Below are 22,290 nucleotides of genomic sequence, written 5' to 3'. Positions count from 1 at the left end.
CTGACGTACCGTCAGCCGTCCGAGCTCAGAAGGGACTTGACCGCGTAGCCGGCCGAGTCGGCGCCGGTGTGGCCGCCGAGGGTGACCGCGGCCACCGCGATCCGGCTGTCGTAGGCGACGAACCAGCCGTTGGTGCCGTCGCCGACCTCGGCGGTGCCGGTCTTGGCGCCGACCCCGCTGAAGCCGGAGAGCCGCGGGGCGGCGGTGCCGTACTGGGCGGTGCCGCGCATCATCGAGCGGATGGCGGCCGCGGCGGAGGGGGAGAGCGAGCGGGCGGCCGGGGTCTGCGGCAGGCTCGGCAACAGCACGGGCTGGCGGAAGGTCCCGGAGGCGACGGTGGCGGTGACCGAGGCCATGGTGAGCGGGCTGACCGCGACCTGGCCCTGGCCGATGGCGTCGCCGGCCCGCTCGTTCCGGCTGCCGCCGGGGTCGGGGACCGCCCCGTCCGGGGTGGGGACGCCGACCTGCCAGTTACCGTCCAGGCCGAAGACGCCGTCCGCCTCGTCCTTGATGTCGGTCATGCCCAGATGGTTGTCGGCGAGCCGGATGAAGGCGGTGTTGCAGGACATCTCGAAGTCCCGGGCGAGGGTGGAGCCGCTGGCGGACTCGTTGTCGACGTTGTGAAAGGTCTCACCGTTCACCATGACGGTGGGCGTACAGGTGGCGGGACTGCTGGTGGAGAGCCCGCCCTTGTCCAGCAGTGCGGCCGAGGTGATCAGCTTGAAGGTGGACCCGGGAGCGATGTGACCGGTCAGCGCCGTGGTCCCGCTAGGGTCCGCCACCGCCCGGATCTGCCCGTCCGAGGGGTCGATGGCGACCAGCGCGGTGGGCAGGCCCTTGAGTTCGGGGAGCCGTACCGCCTTCTCGGCGGCGGCCTGGAGGCTCGCGTCCAGGGTGGTGCGGAGGGTCGCCGGCTTGGGCTGGGTCACGGACTTGAGGACGCGCTTGGTCACCGCGCTGCCCTGCCCGTTGGAGCTCTCCGCGGCGACGACGGCGATGCCCTTGCCCGGGGTGCCGTTCAGCTGGCCCGCGTACTTGTCGGAGAGGGCGGAGACGATCGGGCCCAGCGACGGGTCGGCGGTGGTGTCCAGCACGGTCCCGTGCCGGTCGGTGATCTCCGTGCCGCTGGCCGGGATCGAGCCGGCGATGAGCTTCTCGCTGTCCTTCAGCCCGGGGTAGAGAACGTCGTTGTCCCAGCGCACCCGGGCCTGCCCGGCGTCGTTGGTGATGTCGAGGCGTCCGTCGTACGACCAGGCGCCGATGCCGGAGCCGAGCTTCAGCGAGGCCTGGAAGGAGACCCGGACGTCGGAGGGGTGGTCGGTGTCGCCGCCGGCCTCCGCCGAGACCTGACCGAACGTCAGCGACTGGACGCCGAGGTCCGAGCGGTAGGCGTCCAGGGCGCTCTGCGCGGTCTGCGGGCTGTCCGTCTCGCTGCCCGCCTGGTCGTCCCGCCCGGCCGACCAGTCGTCGAGGAACTTGTGGGCCAGGTCGGTCGCCTGCGAGGTGCTGGGCGCGCCGCCGACCGTCCCGATGCTGGTGCCGGAGCTTCCGCCGGTGTCGGTCAGGGCGTGGAGGATGTTGTACGCGCCGTACCCGCCGAAGCCGAGGATCCCCGCTGCGACGACCCCCACGATGCCCGTTGTCACACCACGCCGCATGCGCTTCACGCCCCCCAGACGTCCAGTCGGCCCCCCGACTTTGTTCGCATCCTAAACACATGTTCCAGCGGGCTGATCGGGGAGTGGGAGTGGTGTGTGCAAACCGTTACCCACGGGCACGGAGGGGGTTCCCGGGACGCGGAACGGCGCCGCACTCGGGGTCGAGTGCGGCGCCGCGGTGGTTGCCGACTAGCCGACCAGCACGTCCCGGGCGACGTAGCCCGCCGAGAGGACGCCCTGCTTGCCGCCGACCGTCAGCGCGCCGACGGCCAGGCCGTTGCCCTGGTCGTAGGCGGCGAACCAGCCGTTGGTGCCGTTCGCCGTCTCCGCCGTGCCGGTCTTGGCGCCGCCGTTGATCCCGGTCATCCGGGGGGCCGCGGTGCCGTACTGCGCGGTGGCCGCCATCATCTGGCGGACCAGGGAGGCGGTGTTCGCCGAGATCGGCCGGGCCGCGGTGACCTGCTTCAGTCCGGGGACGAGGATCGGCTGGTGGAAGCCGCTGTCCGCGATGGTCGCCGCGATGGAGGCGATCACCAGCGGGTTCATCGTCACCTGGCCCTGGCCGATGGTCTGTTCGGCCTGCATGTTCTTGCTGTCCTCGACCGGGACGCTCGGGTCCGCGCTCGGCACCCCGATCGACCAGCTGCCCAGGCCGAAGACGCTGTCCGCCTCGTCCTTGAGGTCGCCGAACTTCAGCTTCCGGGTGGACTCGTTGATGAAGGCGGTGTTGCAGGACATCGCGAAGTCCTGCATCAGGTTGTTGCCGGTGGCCTTCTCGTTGTCCATGTTGTGGAAGGTCTGGCCGTTGATCACGGTCTTCGCCACGCAGGGCACCGAGTCCGAGGGCTTCGCCCCGGCCTTGTCGATCAGCGCCGAGGCGGTGATCATCTTCATCGTCGAGCCGGGGGCCGCCGCACCGCCGATCGCCGCGTTCCCGGCGAGCGCCCGGATCTCGCCGGTCCGGTAGTCGAGGGCGACCACCGAGGACGGCATCTTCTTGTTGTGCGGGTCCTTGATCGCCTTCTCGGCCCGGGCCTCCACCGAGGCGTCCAGGGTGGTGTGGACGGTGCCGGGCTTGGCGGGGGTGAAGGCGGTCATGCTGCGCAGCGTCTTGCCCGAGGCGTCGGTGACCGCGACCCCGGTCCCGGGCGCCTTCTGCACCTTGGCCGCGTAGGTGGTGTCCAGCGAGGCCAGCATGTTGGCCAGGGACGGGTACGCGGCGGCGGTCAGCGCCCGGCCGTTGCGGTCCACGACGTTCGCGGTGGTCGCCGGGGTCGAACCGGTCTTCAGCCGCTCGCCGGTGGCGAGGCCCGGGTGGAGGACGTCGGTGGCCCAGTGGACGACCGGCTTCCCGCCGATGTCCAGGACGTCCGCCGCGCCGGCGTAGGACCAGGGGTGGCCGGCGACCGTCGCGGTCACCTGGAAGGTGCTCCGCAGGGCGTGGGTCACCTTGGGGTCCGCCGCGCCGACGGTGGCCGAGCCCAGCGTCAGCGCCGAGGGGTGGAGGCCGTTCCGATAGTTCGTCAGATCCGAGAGGGCGGTGGACTTGTCGTCCGTCCGACCGGCCGCCGAGTCCAGGTTCCCGGACTGCCAGTCCTTGAGGAACGCGGTCACCGCCTCGGCCGCCTGGGCTCGGGTGGGGGTGGTGGTGACCGGCGGGGGCGCGCTCCGCGCCGAGGACTTGTCCGAGCCCGATCCGCCGCCGGAGCCGGAGGTCAGCGCGTACGCGCCGTACGCGCCGCCGCAGACCAGCACGAGGCAGAGGGCGCCGATCGTCCAGGGGCGCGAACCGCCGGGAAGCCCGGAGAGGCCGAAGCGCCGGGAGGGGGGCCGCCCGTGGCCGCCGTCGTCCTGGCCGGGGTCGGCGCCGGGCCCGGGCCGGCCGTAGCCGCCGCTCGGGTCGTACTGCCCCGCCTGGCCGTACTGCTGCCCTGCCTGGCCGTACTGCTGCCCCGCCTGCTGGTACGGGCCGGGCCGGCCGTACTGGGCGCCCTGGCCGTACTGCTGCCCAGGCTGGCCGCCGTACTGCCCGGGCTGGCCGCCGTACTGCTGGCCGGCCTGGCCGTACTGCGCCCCCTGGCCGTCGTACTGCTGCCCGGCCTGGCCGTACTGCCCGGCTTGGTTGTGCGGGCGTGAGCCAGTCTGGTCGTACGGGCCGCCTTGGCCGTACGGGCCGTTCTGGCCGTACTGCCCGGTCTCGGGCGTGTCCTGCATGATCTCTCCGCTGGATGCGTGGTGATGCGGCGTGGCGCGAGAGCGCCCACCTTGCCGGACTGGGCAACGGGATCGTACGCGGAGAAGTTGCGGGCCGGGCGCTACGGATGCGTCGTCTGCGGCAGTTGTGGACAGACCGTTACACAGGGCGCTCTGCGCACAGACCGCCCACATGCCCCACCGGGGACGGACCGCCCGCCGGGCGGTTGTCCGGGGCCGGGCCGGCGGCCTGTCAGGATTGGGGCGTGACTGGAACGCTCGTGCTCGCCGGAACGCCCATCGGAGACGTCTCGGACGCCCCGCCCCGCCTCGCCGAGGAGCTGGCCGCGGCGGACATCGTCGCCGCCGAGGACACCCGGCGGCTCCGCCGCCTCACCACCTCGCTCGGCGTCACCCCGCGCGGCCGGGTGGTCTCCTACTTCGAGGGCAACGAGTCGGCCCGCACCCCCGAGCTGGTCGCCGAGCTCACCGGCGGGGCCAGGGTGCTGCTGGTCACCGACGCCGGGATGCCGTCCGTCTCGGACCCGGGCTACCGGCTGGTGGCCGCGGCGGTCGAGGAGGGGGTGCGGATCACCGCCGTGCCGGGCCCCTCCGCGGTGCTCACCGCGCTGGCCCTCTCCGGGCTGCCGGTGGACCGCTTCTGCTTCGAGGGATTCCCGCCGCGCAAGTCCGGGGAGCGTGCCGCCCGGTTCCGCGAGCTGGCCGCCGAGCCGCGGACGATGGTCTTCTTCGAGTCCACCCACCGGATCGCGGAGTGCCTGGCGGCGATGGCCGACGCGCTGGGCGCGGACCGCCCGGCGGCGGTCTGCCGGGAGCTCACCAAGACCTACGAGGAGGTCCGGCGCGGCCCGCTGGGCGAGCTCGCGGAGTGGGCGAAGGAAGGGGTGCGCGGCGAGATCACCGTGGTGGTCCACGGCGCGCCGCCGGCCGAGGCGGCCCCGGCCGACCCCGCCGAGCTGGCCCGCCGGGTCGCCGAGCGGGAGGCGGCGGGGGAGCGGCGCAAGGAGGCGATCGCGGCCGTGGCGCAGGCGGCGGGGCTGCCGAAGCGGGAGGTCTTCGACGCCGTGGTGGCGGCGAAGCACGGAGGCGGCGGGGGCGCATAAGGCGCGCGAAGGGCGCGCGCCGGCCGGGGCGGCGGAGGTGATCGCGCCTTCCGGGAAATACCCGGGTACAGGGAACGCCAAATGCAGACCAAGGCGCGCCAAGCCTCAACAAAACCCCGCCAAGTCCCAGTCAAGCTTGGGTGAAACGGGAATTCCCGGGGTCCCTGTCGGGGATTTTCTTGAGCGGTAAGGGAAAATCCCTGGATATCGGGAGAGCACCATGAGCGAGGCCGTACAGGAGGCGTACGCGTTCGTCTGCCTCAACTGCGGGCACGGCTGGGAACAGGCGTACGAGATCGAGCATCGGACCACTCCTGACGGGCGTGTCGTCTGCGACTACCACGCCAACGGCGTCCGCGTGCCGTCCCCGCTGAGCCAGCCCTCCTGCCCGGGCTGCGGCGGTACCCACGTCCGGATCATGGGCGCCGGCCGGGTCGCCAACCTGGACGGCTACTCGCACGCCGTGCGGCCGAGCGGCGCCTGGCAGGAGCGGGCGGACCGGGCCCGTGCGGAGCGGGAGCGCGAATCGGCGGCCCACGCGCCGCGCCGGCCGGCCCGCCGCCGTCGCCTCCACCTGCCCTTCCACTTCCGCCTCCGGCGTCACCACACCACCCCGGAGGCCTGAGCACGGGCCCGGCGCCCTCGGCTCAGGTCGCCGAGGCGGTGGCGCTCGACGCCGAGGTGGTTCCGCCGCTGCCTCCGCCGGTGGCCCCGCCGCTGCCTCCGCCGCCGGACGCTGGGGAGGAGGCGCCGCGGGTGGTCCCCGGGGCGGACGCGCTGTGGGTGACGGCCGTCGGGGTGGCGCTCGTCGGCGAGGACGGCGAGGGCGGCGGGCTCGACGAGGCCGGCGAACTGGGGCCGGTCGTCGGGCTGCCGGTCGTCGGGTTGCTGGTCGGCGGAGCGGTGGTCGGCTTGGTGGTGGTGGGCTTGGTGCTGGTCGGCGTGGTGGGCGCGCCGCCGCCGGTCGTCGGCCGTACGGTCGGGCTGGAGCCGCCGCCCGGGGTGTGGGCCGTGCCGCCGCCCGTCGAGGGAAGGGCGCCGCCTACGCCGCCGCCCACGGTGCTCGGCCCGCCGTAGCCGCCGGAGCCGCCAGAGGAGCCGCCGGAACGGCCGCTGCCGTGGGTCGCGGCGCTGGTCGCGCTCGCGTCGCCGGCGGCGGCGCTGCTGCTGGCCGCCGTCCCGGGGCTGGGCGTGCTCGGGCCGCCGGTGCTGGCCAGCGCAGCGCCGACCCCGATACCGGCCGCGATGATCGCCGCCGCGCCGCCCGCGGCGAACCGGCCGCGCCACCACGGGCGGGCGGCATGCCGCCCGCCGGGGCCGTTCCCCGAGCCGTCCGCGCCGCCACCGCCGAATCCACCACCGCCGGCTCCCACGCCCGCCGGGACGGGGGCGGCGGAGGTCGGCCAGGCCGCGTGCTCGGTGGCCGCCGCCGCGGCGGCCAGGCCCGCGACGCCGAACGGCGTGGGGCCGGGCGTGCCCCCGGTGGGCGGGGTCGGGTACTCCCCGGCGCCGGAACGGGCGCCGGAACCTGTGCCGGTGCCGGTGGGTGAGCCGAAACCGGTTCCCGCCGCGCCCCAGGACGGCCGCTGCCGCCCGTCCAAGGAGCCGGAGCCGGGGGCGGCGGCCGGGGCCTCGGAGGAGCCGGTGCCCCAGGAGACGCGGGGCGCCGGTCGGTCGAAGGCGAGGGGAGCGCCCCACGGCGAGGGCGTCCCCGCCACCGGCGTCGCGGCCTCTCCGTCGGCCGCGGCGGCCGCCGCGGCGCCTGCCGCGGCACCTGCGGCGCCTGCGGCGCCCGCCGCGCCGAGCGCCCCCGCCGCGGCGATCCGCGGGTCGCCGGTCGCCGGGGTGTCGTCGTTCCGCCGGCCGGCGCCGGAACCCGTGCCCCCGGTCCCCGGCGCACCGGTGGGCGCGCCCGGCGGGGTCGCGCTCGCGTCCGCCGCGTCCGCCCAGGCCGCGCCGGTGGAGCGCCAGTCGGAGGGGGTGCGGTAGCCCGGCGGCGGGCTGTCCAGCGGGTCGGCGGCCGGATGCCGGCCGACGGCCAGCGTCAGCGAGGTCGGCAGCCAGCCGGTCTGCTCGGAGTCGGCGTCCGGCGGGGCGTCGCCGATCGCGTCGGTCGCGCTGCGCAGCACCTCGTTGGGGGTGGGCCGGCTCTCCGGGGACTTCCGCAGGCAGGCCGCGACCAGTTCGCGCAGCTCCGCCGGGATCCGGTCGAGCTCGGGCTCCCGGTGGACCACCCGGTAGAGCAGCGCGGGGGTGGCGCCCTCGCCGAACGGGCCGCTGCCGCTCGCCGCGTACGCCAGCACGGCGCCGAGGGAGAAGACGTCGGACGGCTCGTCCGCCGCGTTCCCCTCGATCTGCTCGGGGGACATGAAACCGGGGGAGCCGACCACCATCCCGGTCCTGGTGAGCTGGCTGGCCTCGGCGGCCTTGGAGATGCCGAAGTCGATCAGCCGCGGGCCCTCGACGTCGAGGAGGACGTTGGACGGCTTGAGGTCGCGGTGGACCACGCCGGCCGCGTGCACCGCCGCCAGCGCCTCGGCCAGGCCCGCGGCCAGCCGCCAGACCGACCACGGCGGCAGGGGGCCGTGCTCGCGGACGAACTCGGTGAGGGAGGGCCCGGGCACGAACTCGGTGGCCAGCCAGGGCGGAGAGGCCAGCGGATCGGCGTCCACCACGGCGGCCGTGAAGGCGCCGCCGACCGCCCGGGCCGAGGTGACCTCGCGGGCGAACCTGGCCCGGAACTCCGGGTCGTCGGCGAGCTCCGGCCGCACCACCTTCAGCGCCACCCGCCGGCCGCCCGGCGATCTGCCCAGATAGACCTGGCCCATCCCGCCGGCGCCGAGCCGGGCCAGCACCCGGTAGCCCGCGACCTTGCGCGGGTCCTGCTCGATCAAGGGCTCCACGGCGTGCCCCTCCCCCTGTGAGTCTGCTGAGCCTCGTGCGGCGGGGCGGGATGCGCCGTGCCGTCCCCGCTATTCTCCGACGTCTTCTACCCAGGGAACACCTCGGCCGCCCGTCCGGGGATGTCGGTAGTGAGCCAATCCCGTAACAAGGGGCGTGCGGGGGTGGAACGCGCCCGGGGGAGTGCGCCGGATCCCCGCCCACCTGCGTCGCGGGAGCCCGTGCGGGCACCCCGGTCCCCAGCGGTCCCGGGGGCCGCGGAACTCGGTTCTTGAGGGCTTCGCCCGGCCGTTAGGATCTCCCCATGGCGGCCACAACGAACGACAGCACCTCCGGGGCCACGGCGGCGACGGACGGCGGAAGCAGTGACACCGCGGCGAAGCGGTACTACGTCACCACGCCGATCTACTACGTCAACGACCGGCCCCACCTCGGCCACGCCTATACGACCGTCGCGGGCGACGTGCTCACCCGCTGGCACCGCCAGCGGGGCGAGAAGGTGTGGTACCTCACCGGCACGGACGAGCACGGTCAGAAGATCATGCGCACCGCCGAGGCGAACGGCGTGCGCCCGCAGGAGTGGACGGACAAGCTCGTCGAGGAGGCCTGGAAGCCGCTCTGGCGGCATCTGGACATCCAGAACGACGACTTCATCCGCACCACCGAGAAGCGGCACACCGACCGGGTGCAGGAGTTCGTCCAGGACCTGTACGACAAGGGCGAGATCTACCAGGGCGGCTACGAGGGCCCGTACTGCGTCGCCTGCGAGGAGTACAAGACCGGCGACCAGCTGATCGACGGCGAGAACGGCGAGAAGCTCTGCGCGGTGCACAAGCGGCCGGTGGAGATGCTCAAGGAGGAGAACTACTTCTTCAAGCTCTCCGAGTACGGCCCCAAGCTGCTCGAGCACTACGCCGCCCACCCGGAGTTCATCCAGCCGGAGTCGGCGCGGAACGAGGTGCTCCGCTTCGTCGAGCAGGGCCTTGAGGACCTGTCGATCTCCCGGTCCACCTTCGACTGGGGCGTGCGGGTACCGTGGGACCCGGCGCACGTCATCTACGTGTGGGTGGACGCCCTCCTCAACTACGCGACCGCGGTCGGGTACGGCTCCGACCAGGAGCGCTTCGAGTCCACCTTCCCGGCCGACGTCCACCTGGTGGGCAAGGACATCCTGCGGTTCCACGCGGTGATCTGGCCGGCCATGCTGATGGCCAACGGGCTGCCGCTGCCCAGGCGCGTCATCGCCAACGGCTGGCTGATGGTCGGCGGCGAGAAGATGTCGAAGTCGAACCTGACCGGCATCGCCCCGCAGGACCTCACCGAGCACTTCGGCGTGGACGCCTACCGCTGGTACTTCCTGCGGGCCATCCAGTTCGGCCAGGACGGCTCGTTCTCCTGGGAGGACTTCTCCGCCCGCTACACCTCCGAACTCGCCAACGACTACGGCAACCTGGCCTCCCGGGTGGCCGCGATGGTCGGCAAGTACTTCGGCGGGGCCCTGCCGGCGGCCACCGCGGCCGGGGAGGCCGAGGAGGCGCTGGCCGAGGGGCTCAAGAGGGCGGCGGCCACCGCCGACGAGGCGATCGGCGAGCGGCTGGACTTCGCCGGCGGCATCTCGGCGGTCTTCGACTTCATCAAGGACGTCAACGGCTACCTCACCGAGCAGCAGCCCTGGAAGGTCGCGAAGGACGAGTCCCCCGAGGCGCAGGCCCGGCTGGCGACCATCCTGTACACCGCGGCCGAGTCCCTGCGGGCGGCGGCCGTGCTGCTCAACCCGGTGATGCCGGAGAGCTCGGCCAAGCTGTGGGAGTCGCTGGGCGCGGAGGCGGCCGGGCTCGGCCCGATCGCCGAGCAGCGGATCGGCCGGGTCGCGGAGTGGGGCCTGCTGCCGGCGGGGGCGACGGTGACCAAGGGCGCCGTCCTCTTCCCGCGGCTCGAGGAGCCCAAGAAGGACGAAGCGAAGGGCTGAGCAGGCGCGTGGGCAAGTCGAAGAGGGCGCGGGAGCAGGAGGCGGTTCCGCCTCCGCTCCCAGAGCCGCTGGCGGTGCCGGTCGCGGACTCGCACACCCATCTGGACATGCAGTCGCAGTTCCACGGGCCCGAGGAGGCGGTGGCGAAGGCGGCCGCGGTCGGGGTGACGGACCTGGTCCAGGTCGGCTGCGACCTGGCCGGATCCCGGTGGGCGGCGGAGGTCGCCGGCCGCCTCGCCCACGTCCACGCGACCGTGTCGCTGCATCCGAACGAGGCGCCGCGGATCGTGCTGGGCGACCCGGACGAGTGGTCGGGGCGGTCGCGGGAGCCGGGGGGCGCGGAGGCGCTGGAGGCGGCGCTCGCCGAGATCGACGCGCTGGCGGGGCTGCCGCAGGTGGTCGGGGTCGGGGAGACCGGGCTCGACTACTTCCGGACCGGGCCCGAGGGCGTGGAGGTGCAGCAGGAGTCCTTCCGGCGGCACGTCGCGATCGCCAAGCGGCACGGGAAGGCGCTGGTCATCCACGACCGCGAGGCCCACGAGGACGTGCTGCGGATCCTCGCCGAGGAGGGCGCGCCGGAGCGGACCGTCTTCCACTGCTACTCCGGCGACGCCGAGATGGCCAAGGTCTGCGCCGAGCACGGGTACTTCATGTCCTTCGCCGGCAACGTCACCTTCGGTTCCGCGCAGGCGCTGCGCGACGCGCTGGCCGTGGTGCCGCGGGAGCTGCTGCTGGTGGAGACGGACGCGCCGTTCCTCACCCCGGCGCCGTTCCGGGGCCGGCCGAACGCGTCGTACCTGGTGCCGGTGACGATGCGGGCGATCGCTGAGGTGCGCGGCGAGGATCTGGACGCGCTGTGCGCGGCGGTGGCGGCGAACACGGCCCGGGCCTTCGCCTTCTGAGCGCTCCGGGTCCCGGACGAAGCCCGGCGGGCGGAACCGGGGCCGCGGGGTTCGAGAAAGTATCCTGTGCAGCGTGAGTACCAGCCCCGGCGCCTCCGCGCCCTCCGCCGAGGACGCTCTTCTCGGTCCCGCGGACATCCGCGAGCTCGCGTCGGCGCTCGGCGTCCGGCCGACCAAGCAGCGCGGACAGAACTTCGTGATCGACGCCAACACGGTGCGGCGGATCGTCCGCGCCGCGGACGTCCGTCCGGAGGACGTGGTGGTGGAGGTCGGCCCGGGCCTGGGCTCGCTCACCCTCGGATTGCTCCAGGTCGCGGACCGGGTCACCGCGATCGAGATCGACGAGATCCTCGCCCGCCACCTGCCGACCACCGTCGCCGCCCGGCTCCCCGAGCGCGCCGACCGGTTCGCGCTGCTGCACCAGGACGCCCTCACCGTCACCCCGGAGGACCTCCCCGGGCCGCCGCCCACCGCGCTGGTCGCCAACCTCCCGTACAACGTCGCCGTCCCGGTGCTGCTGCACATGCTGGAGCGGTTCCCCTCGCTGGAGCGGGTGCTGGTGATGGTGCAGTCCGAGGTCGCCGACCGGCTCGCCGCCAAGCCCGGCGGCAAGCTGTACGGCGTCCCCTCGGTGAAGGCCGCCTGGTACGCCGAGGTGAAGCGGGCCGGGGCGATCGGCCGGAACGTCTTCTGGCCGGCGCCGAACGTGGACTCAGGACTGGTCTCGCTGGTCCGCCGCGACCCGCCGTCCACCACCGCCGCCCGCCGGGACGTCTTCGCCGCCGTGGACGCGGCCTTCGCCCAGCGCCGCAAGACCCTGCGGGCCGCGCTGGCCGGCTGGGCGGGCTCCCCGCAGGCCGCCGAGGAGGCGCTGGCCGCCGCCGGGATCGACCACCGGCTGCGCGGAGAGGCGCTCACCGTCGAGCAGTTCGCCGCCCTCGCCGAGCACCGCCCCCGGCCCGCGCAAGTATGATCTCCGGTCGGCCCCGGGCAGCCGCGGCGACCGCCGCCGCCCCGAGGCACCGCAAGAGTCCCCAGTAGCAGGAGTTCCCGACCATGCCGAGTTCCGGTCCCGTCACCGTCCGCGTGCCCGCGAAGGTGAACGTGCAGCTCGCGGTCGGCGGGCGGCGCGACGACGGCTTCCACGGCCTGGCCACCGTCTTCTTCGCGGTGGGCCTCTTCGACGAGGTCACCGTGACCCCCGCGGAGACCCTGCGGATCACCGCCTCGGGGCCGGACGCCCACCAGGTGCCGCTGGACGGGAGCAACCTGGCCGCCAAGGCCGCCAGGATCCTCGCCCAGCGCTACGGCCTGGAGCCGAACGTCCATCTCCACATCGCCAAGGACATCCCGGTGGCGGGCGGGATGGCCGGCGGCAGCGCGGACGCGGCGGCGGCCCTGGTCGGCTGCGACGCCCTCTGGGGGATCGGCGCCGGGCGCCCCGAACTCCTGGGCCTGGCTGGGGAGTTGGGCAGCGATGTGCCGTTCGGTCTGGTCGGCGGGGTGGCTCTGGGGCGCGGCCGGGGCGAGCTGCTGACCCCGGTGGAGACCGTCGGCGAGTACCACTGGGTCTTCGCGGTCGCCGAGGGCGGCCTCTCCACCCCGGAGGTGTACCGGGAGTGCGACCGGCTGCGGGAGGCGGCCGCCGCCGGGGGCTCGCACGCCGCCGCCGTGCCGGTCCCGGAGCCCTCGCAGGAGCTGCTGGAGGCCCTGGCCGACGGGGATCCGGTGGCGCTCGGCGCGGCGCTCTTCAACGACCTGCAGCCGGCCGCCCTCCAGCTGCGCCCCGACCTGGCCGACACCCTGCGCGCCGGCACCGAGGGCGGCGCGCTCGGGTCGCTGGTCTCCGGCTCCGGACCGACCTGCGCCTTCCTGGCCAAGGACGCCGAGGCGGCGGAGGCCGTCGCGGAGGGGCTGCTGCGCTCCGGCACCTGCCGCTCGGTGCGGCGGGCGACCGGCCCGGTCCCGGGCGCGACCGTCGTCCCGGGCTGAGCCGGGCGCGCCGCCGGGCCTTTCGGCGAGGCGGCATAAGACGGCGGTCCGCCTACGAACTGTTGTTTTCGGCGGCGAGACCGGAATATCGCCTCGCTCGGCCCCTTCCGTTCAGTCCATCTCGTCGTCCGCGTCGTTCTCGTCGTTCTCGGCCTTGGGCGGCTTGGACAGGAGGGCGCGGGCCTGCTCGGCGGCGCGGGCGGTGTTCTCGGCGACGAAGTCCAGGAAGCGGGCCACGTTCTCCAGGCGGACGCCGGCCGGGGTCTCCGGGCCGAGGACGTCCACCCCCTCCCGGGCGGTGTCGACTATCCGGGCGGTGGCCCGGGCGCTGGCGGCCATCGAGCGGTACCAGATGTCGTCGTCGAGGACGTAGCGCTCGCGGCGGCGGTCGTCCCGCTCCCGGCTGAGCATGCCCTGGTCCTCCAGGAAGGTGACCGCCTTGGAGATGGACGCCGGGCTGACCTGGAGGCGCTGGACGAGCTCGGCCGCGGTGAGGCTGCCGGAGTCGGCCAGGGTGAGGGCGGCCATCACCCGGGACATCATCTTGGGCAGTCCGGACGCCATCATGACGGTGGTGAACTGCTCCTCGTACTCGCGTACCGCCTCGGCGTCGCGCCCGTAGGCGGCGGGGGGCGCCTCCGCGCCCCTGGCCGCCGGGGTGCCGCCCTGCCGGCGTCGGTGGGCGCGGCGCTCGGTGGCCCGGTGTGCCAGGTCGGCTCGGTAGGAGGTGGGGCCGCCGTTGCGCATCACCTCGCGGGTGATGGTCGAGGTCGGCCGGTCCATCCGCCGGGCGATCTCCGCGTAGGCGAGGCCGTCGGCCAGCCCCAGCGCGATCTGCTGACGTTCCTGCTGGCTGAGCCTGCCTCCAGGCATCACGACCTCCTCGGTGCTCCGCGACGGGACGACTCTAGCCTTCACTTCCAGTCCATTGCAACGAACTGACAGCGGTATGTTGCGTTGAACCGCGAGCCATTGCAACGATTTTATGGCGTTTAACTGGCGCTATGCAGTCATGAAGCAACGGAGGTGTTGCCAGTTCAATGAACGCAACGTAGCGTTTCCATCATCGGAAACAACAGATCGAAGGAGCGGACGATGCACACGTTCGAGACCACCAGCCCGATCGCCGCCGTCGTGGACATCCCCGCCGGCCGCATCCAGCTCATCGCCGCCGACCGGGCCGACACGGTGGTGGAGATCCGGCCCGCGAACCCCGCCAGGAACCGGGACGTGAAGGCCGCCGAGCAGGTCCTGGTCGACTACGGGGAGGGGGTGCTGCGGATCGGCGTCCCGCCGGCCAGGCACAAGGTCCTCGGCCACTCCGGGGCCGTCGAGGTGACCGTCCAGCTCCCGGCCGGCTCCCGGGTCGAGGCGAAGGCCGCCGCCGCCGAACTCCGCGGCGTCGGACGGCTCGGCGACGTCTCCTACCGGAGCGCGCAGGGCCCGGTGAAGCTCGACGAGGCAGCGAGCGCCAGGATCAGCCTGGCCGACGGCGGCGTCACGGTCGGCCGGCTGGGCGGGGCCGCCGAGATCGGCACCCAGCAGGGGGACATCCGGATCACCGAGGCGCTGGGCGGCGAGGTCCTGCTGAGCACGCAGAAGGGCGACATCTCGGTGGAGGCCGGCCGCGGGGTCTCCGGAACGCTGGACGCCGGCACCTCCTACGGCCGGATCGACAACGCCCTGCGGAACGCCGAGGGCGCCGACGCGGGCCTGAGGATCCGCGCCACCACCTCCTACGGCGACATCACCGCCCGCAGCCGCTGACCCCGGCCGGGCGCTCGACGGACGCGTCCCCGTCCGAGGCCCGGTGCGGAGCCCGGCGGCCCCAGGCCGCCGGGCTCTTCGCGCTCCGGCCCCGGGCTACGCTGGGGGGACCCAACCGATCGTTCCCACCGTCCCCGGGAGAGCAGCGCCAGTGGCCGTGAACCTCGCGACCGTCGAGTCCGTGAGCAAGGTGTACGGCACGCGTGCCGTCCTCGACGGGGTGACCGTCGGCGTCAGTGAGGGGGACCGGATCGGTGTCGTCGGACGCAACGGCGACGGCAAGACCACCCTCACCCGCATCCTGGCCAAGATGGAGGAGCCGGACTCCGGCCGGGTCACCCACCAGGGCGGACTCCGCCTCGGCGTCCTCGACCAGGGCGACTCCCTCGATCCGGCGGCCACCGTCCGGCACGAGGTGATCGGCGACCTCGCCGACCACGAGTGGGCCGGCGACGCCCGGATCCGGGACGTCCTCACCGGTCTCTTCGGCGGGCTCGACCTGCCCGGCTTCCCGGTCGGCCTGGACACCGTGATCGGCCCGCTCTCCGGCGGTGAGCGCCGCCGCATCGCGCTGGCCAAGCTGCTGATCGGCGACCACGACGTGCTGGTCCTCGACGAGCCGACCAACCACCTGGACGTCGAGGGGATCTCCTGGCTGGCCGGGCACCTCCGGGCGCGCCGCTCGGCCCTGGTGGTGGTCACCCACGACCGCTGGTTCCTGGACCAGGTCTGCACCCGGATGTGGGACGTCCAGTCCGGCGCCGTCCACGAGTACGAGGGCGGCTACTCCGACTACGTCTTCGCCCGCGCCGAGCGCGAGCGCCGGGCCGCCACCGAGGAGGCGAAGCGGCAGAACCTGATGCGCAAGGAGCTGGCCTGGCTGCGCCGGGGGGCGCCCGCCCGCACCTCCAAGCCGCGCTTCCGGATCGAGGCCGCCAACGAGCTGATCGCGGACGTCCCCCCGCCCCGGGACAAGGTGGAGCTGCTGAAGTTCGCCAACAGCCGGCTCGGCAGGACGGTCTTCGACCTGGAGGACGTCACCGTCCAGGCCGGCGAGAAGACCCTGCTGGAGCGGCTGACCTGGCAGCTCGGCCCGGGTGACCGGATCGGCCTGGTCGGCGTGAACGGCGCCGGCAAGACCTCGCTGATGCGGGCGATGCAGCAGGCCTGGGAGAGCCAGGGCGACGTCCAGCCCGCCGGCGGGGTGATCAAGGTCGGCAAGACCGTCCGCCTGGCCTATCTCTCCCAGGAGGTCACCGAGTTGGACCCGGCGCTGCGGGTGCTGGAGGCCGTCGAGCGGGTCCGCGGGCGGGTGGACCTCGGCAAGGGCCGCGAGCTCAGCGCCGGGCAGCTCTGCGAGACCTTCGGCTTCGGCAAGGACAAGCAGTGGACGCCGGTCGGCGACCTCTCCGGCGGCGAGCGCCGCCGGCTCCAGCTGCTGCGGCTGCTGATGGACGAGCCCAACGTGCTGTTCCTGGACGAGCCGACCAACGACCTGGACATCGAGACCCTGGCCCAGCTGGAGGACCTGCTGGACGGCTGGCCCGGCTCGATGGTGGTGGTCTCGCACGACCGCTACTTCATCGAGCGGGTGACCGACACCGTCCAGGCGCTGCTCGGCGACCGCCGGCTGCGGATGCTGCCGGGCGGCATCGACGAGTACCTGGAGCGGCGGCAGCGGATGGCCGAGCAGTCGGCGGCGGCGCAGGCGCCGAAGGCCCGGGGGGCGGCGGCCAGGGCCGCCGAGGGAGCGCCGAAGGCCCAGGCCTCCGCGGCGGAGATCCGGGCCGCGCAGAAGGAGATGGCCAGGATCGAGCGGCAGATGACCAAGCTGGAGGAGCGCGAGGCCAAGCTGCACGCCCAACTGGCGGAGAACGCCACCGACTTCGCGAAGGTGGCCGAGCTGGACGGCAAGCTGCGGGAGGCCACCGCGGAGCGCGAGGCGCTGGAGCTGAACTGGCTGGAGCTGGCCGAACGGGTGGGCTAACGCCCGGCGGAGGCCGATTTCGTGATCGGCGGGGTGACCGGGTAGTGTTCTTCCCGCGCCCAGCCCCAATAGCTCAGTCGGCAGAGCGTCTCCATGGTAAGGAGAAGGTCTACGGTTCGATTCCGTATTGGGGCTCCAGCAGGAAGGCCTCCCGTCAAGTGACGGGAGGTCTTCCGCACGTTTTCTCCCTGTTCTCTCCCGCGTTCTCGTGCTTCTCTCACCTTCTACCCCCCGGTACCGTGGCGCTCCGCATACGAAGTGCGTTCTGATGGGGCGTCACCGCCGAGTCCGGAGGCGTCGTGAGCCGGCGGCGGAGGGGGGAGGCACCGTGGGCGTACGGCTGGTCGTCGTCGACGACCACCGGTTGCTGGCCGAGGCGCTCGCTGCGGCGCTCCAGTTGCGCGGGCACCGGGTGCTCGCGGTCGGGACGCCGGTCGGATCGGCGGTGGAACTGGTGGTCAACCGCAGGCCGGAGGTCTGCCTGCTGGGTCTCGCGCATCCGGGGGAGCCGGGGGCCTGCGAGCCGGTGCGGCGGATCCGCGCCGAGCGGCCCGATGTGCCGGTCGTGGTGATGGGCCCGGTCAGCGACCTCAAGGGGGTGGCCGCGGCCTTCGGCGCGGGCGCCTTCGGCTATGTCCGCAGCGACGAGCGGATCGAGGTGGTGGAGCGCGCGCTCAACCGGGTGCGCGCGGGCGAGGCCGCGGTCTGGCCGGAGCTGCTGCAGGCCGCGTTCGAGCACCTGCTGCAGCCGGCGCCGGAGCCGGACGACGAGGCGCTGCGGCTGCTGCGGATGCTGACCCGGCGGGAGATCGAGGTCCTGATGCGGATCGCCGAGGGTGAGGACACCCGGGCGATCGCCGCCGGGATGGGGATCGCGCCGAGCACCGCCCGCACCCATGTGCAGCGGGTGCTGATGAAGCTGGGGGCGCGCACCCGGCTGGAGGCGGCGGCGGTGGCCGCCCGTACCGGGTTGCTGGAGCGGGCGTCCCGCGAGGAGTAGCGGGGCGACAAGCGCTCAACAATTCCGAACAAGATCACACATGCGCAGTCCCGGGCGGGATTTCGCGGCGATGGGGAGGGGTGACGCGCTTCTCCATGCTCTTGGCTGTTGACCCGTGCTTGGTAATGTTCGATTATGTTGCTGGTGTGCGGTGAACCGAGCAGCGGATTGAGCGAGCCGAGGAGAACGCAGTGAAGAAGACCAGCACGCGCCTGGCCGACGGACGGGAGTTGATCTACTACGACTCCCGCGACGACCGGGTGCGCGACGCCGTCGACCAGCGGCCGCTGGAGGCCACCCGCACCTCCTCGGAGATCAGGTACGACGCGGTCCGGGACGACTGGGTGGTGGTCGCCTCGCACCGCCAGGGCCGGATCTACCACCCGCCGGCGGACGAGTGCCCGCTCTGCCCCTCCCGGGACGGCCGGCACAGCGAGATCCCGGACACCGACTACGAGGTCGCCGTCTTCGAGAACCGCTTCCCCTCGCTCACCCCGAGCCCCGTGGGCGCCCCCGAGGCGGTCGAGGGCGCGCTGCCCGGCAACGGCCGCTGCGAGGTGGTCTGCTTCACCTCGGACCACCACGCCTCCTTCGCCGACCTCGACGAGGAGCAGGCCCGGCTGGTGCTGGACGCCTGGACCGACCGCACCGCGGAACTCTCCGCGCTCCCCGGCGTCGAGCAGGTCTTCTGCTTCGAGAACCGCGGCGCCGAGATCGGCGTCACCCTCGGCCACCCGCACGGGCAGATCTACGCCTACCCCTTCATCACCCCGCGCACCGAGCGGATGATCGCGTCCGCCGCCGCCCACCGCCGCCGTACCGGCCGCAACCTCTTCGACGACCTCCTCGCGGCCGAGCTGCGGGACCCGGCCCGGGTGGTCGTCAAGGGCGAGCACTGGACCGCGTTCGTGCCGTTCGCCGCGCACTGGCCGTACGAGGTCCACCTCTACCCCAACCGGCGGGTGCCCGACCTCCTCGCCCTGGACGAGGCCGAGCGGGCCGAGTTCCCCCGCGTCTACCTCGACCTGCTGCGCCGCTTCGACCGCCTCTTCGAGCCCGGCGAGGGGGCCGGCGACGAGGCCGCCGCCGACGCCGGCCGGCCCGCGCCCACGCCGTACATCGCGGCCTGGCACCAGACGCCCGGCCGGGCGCGCGGGGCCGACGGCGGCGAACTGGCCCTCCACCTCGAACTGTTCACCATCCGGCGTACCGTGGGGAAGCTCAAGTACCTGGCCGGGTCCGAGTCCGGCATGGACGTCTTCATCAACGACGTGTCGCCGGAGCAGGCGGCGCGCCGCCTGCGGGAGGTCGGTGAACGGTGAAGTACCTGGTGACCGGAGGAGCCGGCTACGTCGGCAGCGTGGTGGCGGCCCGGCTGCTGGAGAGCGGCCACCGGGTCGTCGTCCTCGACGACCTGTCGACCGGCCTCCGCGACGCCGTGCCGGCCGGGGCCGAGTTCGTGCCGGGCCGGGTCCAGGACGCCGCGGAGCACCTGGACGGGTCCTTCGACGGGGTGGTCCACCTCGCCGCCTTCTCGCAGGTCGCCGAGTCCGTCGCGGACCCCGAGAAGTACTGGCGGAACAACGTCGGCGGCACCGTCGAGCTGCTCGCCGCGATGCGCAAGGCGGACGTCCGCCGGCTGGTCTTCTCCTCCACCGCCGCCGTCTACGGCGAGCCCGAGCGGGCGCCCATCCCGGAGGACGCCCGCACCGCCCCCACCAGCCCGTACGGCGCGAGCAAGCTCGCCGTCGACCACATGCTGGCGGGGGAGTGCGCGGCGCACGGCCTGGCCGCCGTCTCGCTGCGCTACTTCAACGTGGCCGGGGCGTACGGGGACCTGGGCGAGCGGCACCACCCGGAGAGCCATCTGATCCCGCTGGTGCTGCAGACCGCCCTCGGCCACCGCGGCCACATCGACGTCTACGGCACCGACTACCCCACCCCGGACGGCACCTGCATCCGGGACTACATCCACGTCGCCGACCTGGCCGAGGCGCATCTGCTGGCGCTGCGCCCGGAGACCGTCGCCCCCGGCGAGCACCTGGTCTGCAACCTCGGCTCGGCCAGCGGCTTCTCGGTCCGCGAGGTGATCGACACGGTCCGCCGGGTCACCGCCAGGGCCGTACCCGAGCACGCCGGTCCGCGCCGCCCCGGCGACCCGGCGGTGCTGGTCGCCTCCGCCCAGCGGGCCAGGGAGCGGCTCGGCTGGCAGCCGGCCCGCACCAGCCTGGAGGAGATCGTCTCCGACGCGTGGGAGTTCACCCGCGCCCATCTTTCGGTGTCCGGCAAAGGAGCCCCCGAACAGTGACGCAGGACCAGAACACCCCCAAGGACAGGGCCCGCAAGGAGTTCGCGGCGGTCTTCGGCCGCGACCCGGAGGGCGTCTGGCAGGCCCCGGGCCGGGTCAACGTGATCGGTGAGCACACCGACTACAACGAGGGCCTCTGCCTCCCCGTCGCCCTGCCGTACGCGGCCCGCGCGGCGGTGGCCCGCCGGGAGGACGGGCTGGTGCGGGTGCACAGCGCCCAGGCCGACGGCGTCGTCGAGGCGCGGGTCGCCGAACTCGCCCCCGGCCGGGAGGGCGAGGGCTGGGCGGCCTACGTCCTCGGCGTGCTGTGGGCGCTGTGCGCGGACGGCCACGGCGATGCGCTGGCCGGCGGGCTGGACGTGCACATGGACAGCGACGTGCCGACCGGGGCCGGGCTCTCCTCCTCCGCCGCCCTGGAGTGCGCGGTCGCCGCGGCCTGCCGCGAGCTCTACGGCCTCGACTACAGCGACCCGCAGGCGGCGCTGCTCGCCCAGCGCGCCGAGAACGCCTACGTCGGGGTGCCCTGCGGGGTGCTCGACCAGATGGCGGCGATGTGCTGCGCCGAGGGCTCGGCGCTGGTGCTGGACTGCCGGGACGTCATGACGGTCCATCAGGTGCCGTTCGACCCGGCGGCCGAGGGCCTCGCCCTGCTGGTCGTCGACACCCGGGTGAAGCACACCCACGGCGACAACGAGTACGCCGCCCGCCGGGCCGGCTGCGAGCGGGCCGCCGGGCTGCTCGGCGTCCCCGCCCTGCGCGACGTCCGCTACGAGGAGCTGGACGCGGCCCTGGAGCGGCTGCCCGAGGGCGACGAGCCGGACGGCAAGCCAGGGCTGCGCCGGCTGGTCCGGCACATCGTCACCGACGACCACCGGGTCGAGCGGGTAGCCGAACTCGTCGCCGCCGGGCGGCTGCGGGAGACCGGCGCGCTGCTCACCGAGGGGCACGCCTCGCTCCGCGACGACTACCGGATCTCCTGCCTGGAGTCCGACCTGGTGGTGGAGACCGCCGTGGCGGCCGGTGCGCTGGGCGCCCGGCAGACCGGCGGCGGCTTCGGCGGCTGCGTCGTCGTCCTGGTCGAGGAGGCCGGAGCGGAGGCGGTCACCGACGCGGTCGCGGCGGCCTTCGCCGAGCGCGGGCTGCCGGCCCCGCGGGCCTTCTCGGCCAAGCCGAGCGCGGGCGCCCGGCGGCTCGACTGAGGCGCACCCCTGCTGCCCCGGAGTCGCCTGCGGGCTCCGGGGCGCCTGGGCCTGTCGCATTTCGGACAGGTTCCGCTGAGTAGGCCCCCGGACGCGGGGTTTCGTGCCGAAACATCGTCAAGTCGGGGCGGGCGAACGTACGCTGAGGGCGGTACCGGTGGGGGCCGGTGCCTGAGGGGGGTCGGCGCTGTCGCAGGGCTGTCGGAAACGGCGGCGGGGACCCCGAGCAGGGGGGAATGACGTGGGGCGTATTCGTGTGCTGGTGGTCGACGGCCACCGGATCTTCGCCGAGGCCCTGGCCACCGCGCTGGCCGCGGAGCCTGATGTCGACGTGTCCGCGGCGGGCAGTGCGCAGGCGGCGGAACGGGCGCTGGAACGAGCCGCAGGCGAGGGCCGGGCCTTCCAGGTGATGCTGGTCGACGCGGACCTCGGCGCGCTGCCTGCGGAGGGCGGGCCGGTGCGTGGCAACCCGGGCGGGCCGGAGTCGGCCGACCCGGCCCCGGCCCCGGTCCCGCCGTCGCCGCAGGCTCAACTCCCGGGCAGGGCACGGCCGTTGAGGCAGGTGCCGACCGGCGGTGGGGCCGTCCCGCTGGCCGCGCCGCGGCGTCCGCCGGGCGCGGTGACCGCCACCGCCGCACCGGGCCCGTACCGCCGGATCGTCGGCGCCGGCCCGCCGGGGCCGCAGGCCGGGGCGGCCACCGCCCCCGGCCGGGTGCCGACGCAGCGGCTCGCGCCCGGCGGCGCGCCGGGGCGGGCGCCGGGCGGGTCCGCGGACGGCATCGCGCTGGTCGCGCGGGCCCGGGCGGCGCATCCGGGACTGCGGGTGGTGGTGCTGGCCGGCGACGACGACCCGCGGCGGGCGGTACGCGCGCTGCAGGCCGGGGCGGGCGGCTGGGTGGCCAAGGAGAGCTCGCTCGGCCGGCTGATGGCGGTGGTGCGCGGAGTGCTGCGGGACGAGACCCACATCCCGCCGGCGCTGCTCACCGGCGTGGTGCGGGAGTTGACCGCCGCGCGGCGGGACCGGACGGAGAGCGAGCGGCTGGTCGAGACGCTGACCCCGCGCGAGAAGCAGGTGCTGCGCTGCATGGTGGCGGGGCTGGGGCGGCAGGCCGTGGCGGACCGGCTGTTCCTCTCCCCGCACACGGTCCGCACCCATATGCAGAACGTGCTGGGCAAGCTGGGCGTCCACTCCACCCTCGCCGCCGTGGCCCTGGCCCGAAGGGCCGGCGTGGGCCCCGCGGAGTTCGGCCCGCCGCCGAACGCGGCCTCGGGCTGACGCGCGAAGCGCGC

General features: G+C 74.2%; 17 protein-coding genes and 1 tRNA gene. 14 read left to right on the top strand and 4 right to left on the bottom strand.

Annotated features, from left to right (window positions below):
- Window positions 1-11: 11 nt before the first annotated feature.
- Window positions 12-1,631, bottom strand: a complete 1,620-nt coding sequence (locus BS73_RS17310) for a penicillin-binding transpeptidase domain-containing protein (protein ID WP_051940041.1) — start codon at window positions 1,629-1,631, stop codon at window positions 12-14.
- A gap of 216 nt (window positions 1,632-1,847) precedes the next feature.
- Window positions 1,848-3,872: a penicillin-binding transpeptidase domain-containing protein gene (locus BS73_RS17305; protein ID WP_051940040.1), complete on the bottom strand. Its 2,025-nt coding sequence runs from the start codon at window positions 3,870-3,872 to the stop codon at window positions 1,848-1,850.
- A 245-nt stretch (window positions 3,873-4,117) separates the two neighbouring features.
- On the opposite strand from BS73_RS17305, the gene rsmI reads away from it, so the two are divergent.
- Window positions 4,118-4,975, top strand: a complete 858-nt coding sequence (rsmI, locus tag BS73_RS17300; protein WP_037573507.1) for a 16S rRNA (cytidine(1402)-2'-O)-methyltransferase — start codon at window positions 4,118-4,120, stop codon at window positions 4,973-4,975.
- 220 nt (window positions 4,976-5,195) lie between these two features.
- Complete coding sequence (locus tag BS73_RS34735; RefSeq protein WP_051940039.1) at window positions 5,196-5,600, top strand: hypothetical protein; 405 nt, start codon at window positions 5,196-5,198, stop codon at window positions 5,598-5,600.
- 22 nt (window positions 5,601-5,622) lie between these two features.
- On the opposite strand, the gene BS73_RS40380 is transcribed toward BS73_RS34735, so the two are convergent.
- Window positions 5,623-7,878 (bottom strand): serine/threonine-protein kinase, encoded by a 2,256-nt coding sequence (locus BS73_RS40380; RefSeq protein WP_051940038.1) that lies wholly within the window; start codon window positions 7,876-7,878, stop codon window positions 5,623-5,625.
- 302 nt (window positions 7,879-8,180) lie between these two features.
- Between BS73_RS40380 and metG the strand changes: the two genes are divergently transcribed.
- The 4 genes from metG to BS73_RS17270 all read left to right on the top strand — a co-directional run bounded on the left by metG (window position 8,181) and on the right by BS73_RS17270 (window position 12,739).
- A complete protein-coding gene (gene metG / locus BS73_RS17285; RefSeq protein ID WP_037573505.1) occupies window positions 8,181-9,845 on the top strand; it encodes a methionine--tRNA ligase in 1,665 nt (554 codons plus the stop codon).
- Between the two features lie 8 nt (window positions 9,846-9,853).
- Window positions 9,854-10,747 (top strand): TatD family hydrolase, encoded by an 894-nt coding sequence (locus BS73_RS17280; protein WP_037573503.1) that lies wholly within the window; start codon window positions 9,854-9,856, stop codon window positions 10,745-10,747.
- 73 nt (window positions 10,748-10,820) lie between these two features.
- Window positions 10,821-11,720 (top strand): 16S rRNA (adenine(1518)-N(6)/adenine(1519)-N(6))-dimethyltransferase RsmA, encoded by a 900-nt coding sequence (rsmA, locus tag BS73_RS17275; RefSeq protein WP_037573502.1) that lies wholly within the window; start codon window positions 10,821-10,823, stop codon window positions 11,718-11,720.
- A gap of 83 nt (window positions 11,721-11,803) precedes the next feature.
- Window positions 11,804-12,739: a 4-(cytidine 5'-diphospho)-2-C-methyl-D-erythritol kinase gene (locus tag BS73_RS17270; protein ID WP_037573500.1), complete on the top strand. Its 936-nt coding sequence runs from the start codon at window positions 11,804-11,806 to the stop codon at window positions 12,737-12,739.
- 111 nt (window positions 12,740-12,850) lie between these two features.
- On the opposite strand, the gene BS73_RS17265 is transcribed toward BS73_RS17270, so the two are convergent.
- Complete coding sequence (locus BS73_RS17265) at window positions 12,851-13,612, bottom strand: GbsR/MarR family transcriptional regulator (RefSeq protein WP_037573499.1); 762 nt, start codon at window positions 13,610-13,612, stop codon at window positions 12,851-12,853.
- A 222-nt stretch (window positions 13,613-13,834) separates the two neighbouring features.
- Between BS73_RS17265 and BS73_RS17260 the strand changes: the two genes are divergently transcribed.
- The 8 genes from BS73_RS17260 (at window position 13,835) to BS73_RS17225 (ending at window position 22,276) form a co-directional block, all read left to right on the top strand.
- Complete coding sequence (locus tag BS73_RS17260; RefSeq protein WP_037573498.1) at window positions 13,835-14,506, top strand: DUF4097 family beta strand repeat-containing protein; 672 nt, start codon at window positions 13,835-13,837, stop codon at window positions 14,504-14,506.
- 151 nt (window positions 14,507-14,657) lie between these two features.
- Window positions 14,658-16,493, top strand: coding sequence for an ABC-F family ATP-binding cassette domain-containing protein (locus BS73_RS17255; protein WP_037573495.1), 1,836 nt, complete (start codon window positions 14,658-14,660; stop codon window positions 16,491-16,493).
- A gap of 62 nt (window positions 16,494-16,555) precedes the next feature.
- Window positions 16,556-16,631: transfer RNA gene (locus BS73_RS17250), tRNA-Thr, on the top strand.
- A gap of 190 nt (window positions 16,632-16,821) precedes the next feature.
- Window positions 16,822-17,493: a response regulator transcription factor gene (locus BS73_RS17245; RefSeq protein WP_037573493.1), complete on the top strand. Its 672-nt coding sequence runs from the start codon at window positions 16,822-16,824 to the stop codon at window positions 17,491-17,493.
- A gap of 191 nt (window positions 17,494-17,684) precedes the next feature.
- The gene (gene galT / locus BS73_RS17240; RefSeq protein WP_037573491.1) at window positions 17,685-18,815 is read left to right on the top strand and encodes a galactose-1-phosphate uridylyltransferase; all 1,131 of its coding nucleotides are present in this window, start codon (window positions 17,685-17,687) and stop codon (window positions 18,813-18,815) included.
- Window positions 18,812-19,801: a UDP-glucose 4-epimerase GalE gene (gene galE / locus BS73_RS17235; RefSeq protein WP_037573489.1), complete on the top strand. Its 990-nt coding sequence runs from the start codon at window positions 18,812-18,814 to the stop codon at window positions 19,799-19,801. The genes galT and galE overlap by 4 nt, the downstream gene beginning before the upstream one ends.
- Window positions 19,798-21,000, top strand: a complete 1,203-nt coding sequence (gene galK / locus BS73_RS17230) for a galactokinase (RefSeq protein ID WP_037573487.1) — start codon at window positions 19,798-19,800, stop codon at window positions 20,998-21,000. Before galE ends, galK begins: the two co-directional genes overlap by 4 nt.
- Window positions 21,001-21,241: 241 nt before the next feature.
- Window positions 21,242-22,276, top strand: coding sequence for a LuxR C-terminal-related transcriptional regulator (locus tag BS73_RS17225; protein WP_037573485.1), 1,035 nt, complete (start codon window positions 21,242-21,244; stop codon window positions 22,274-22,276).
- The last annotated feature ends 14 nt before the right edge of the window (window positions 22,277-22,290 follow it).

The sequence above is a fragment of the Phaeacidiphilus oryzae TH49 genome, assembly GCF_000744815.1.
Lineage (GTDB): Bacteria > Actinomycetota > Actinomycetes > Streptomycetales > Streptomycetaceae > Phaeacidiphilus > Phaeacidiphilus oryzae.
The sequence above is the reverse complement of the archived record's forward strand: the minus strand, read 5'-3'. Positions and strand labels throughout refer to the sequence as shown.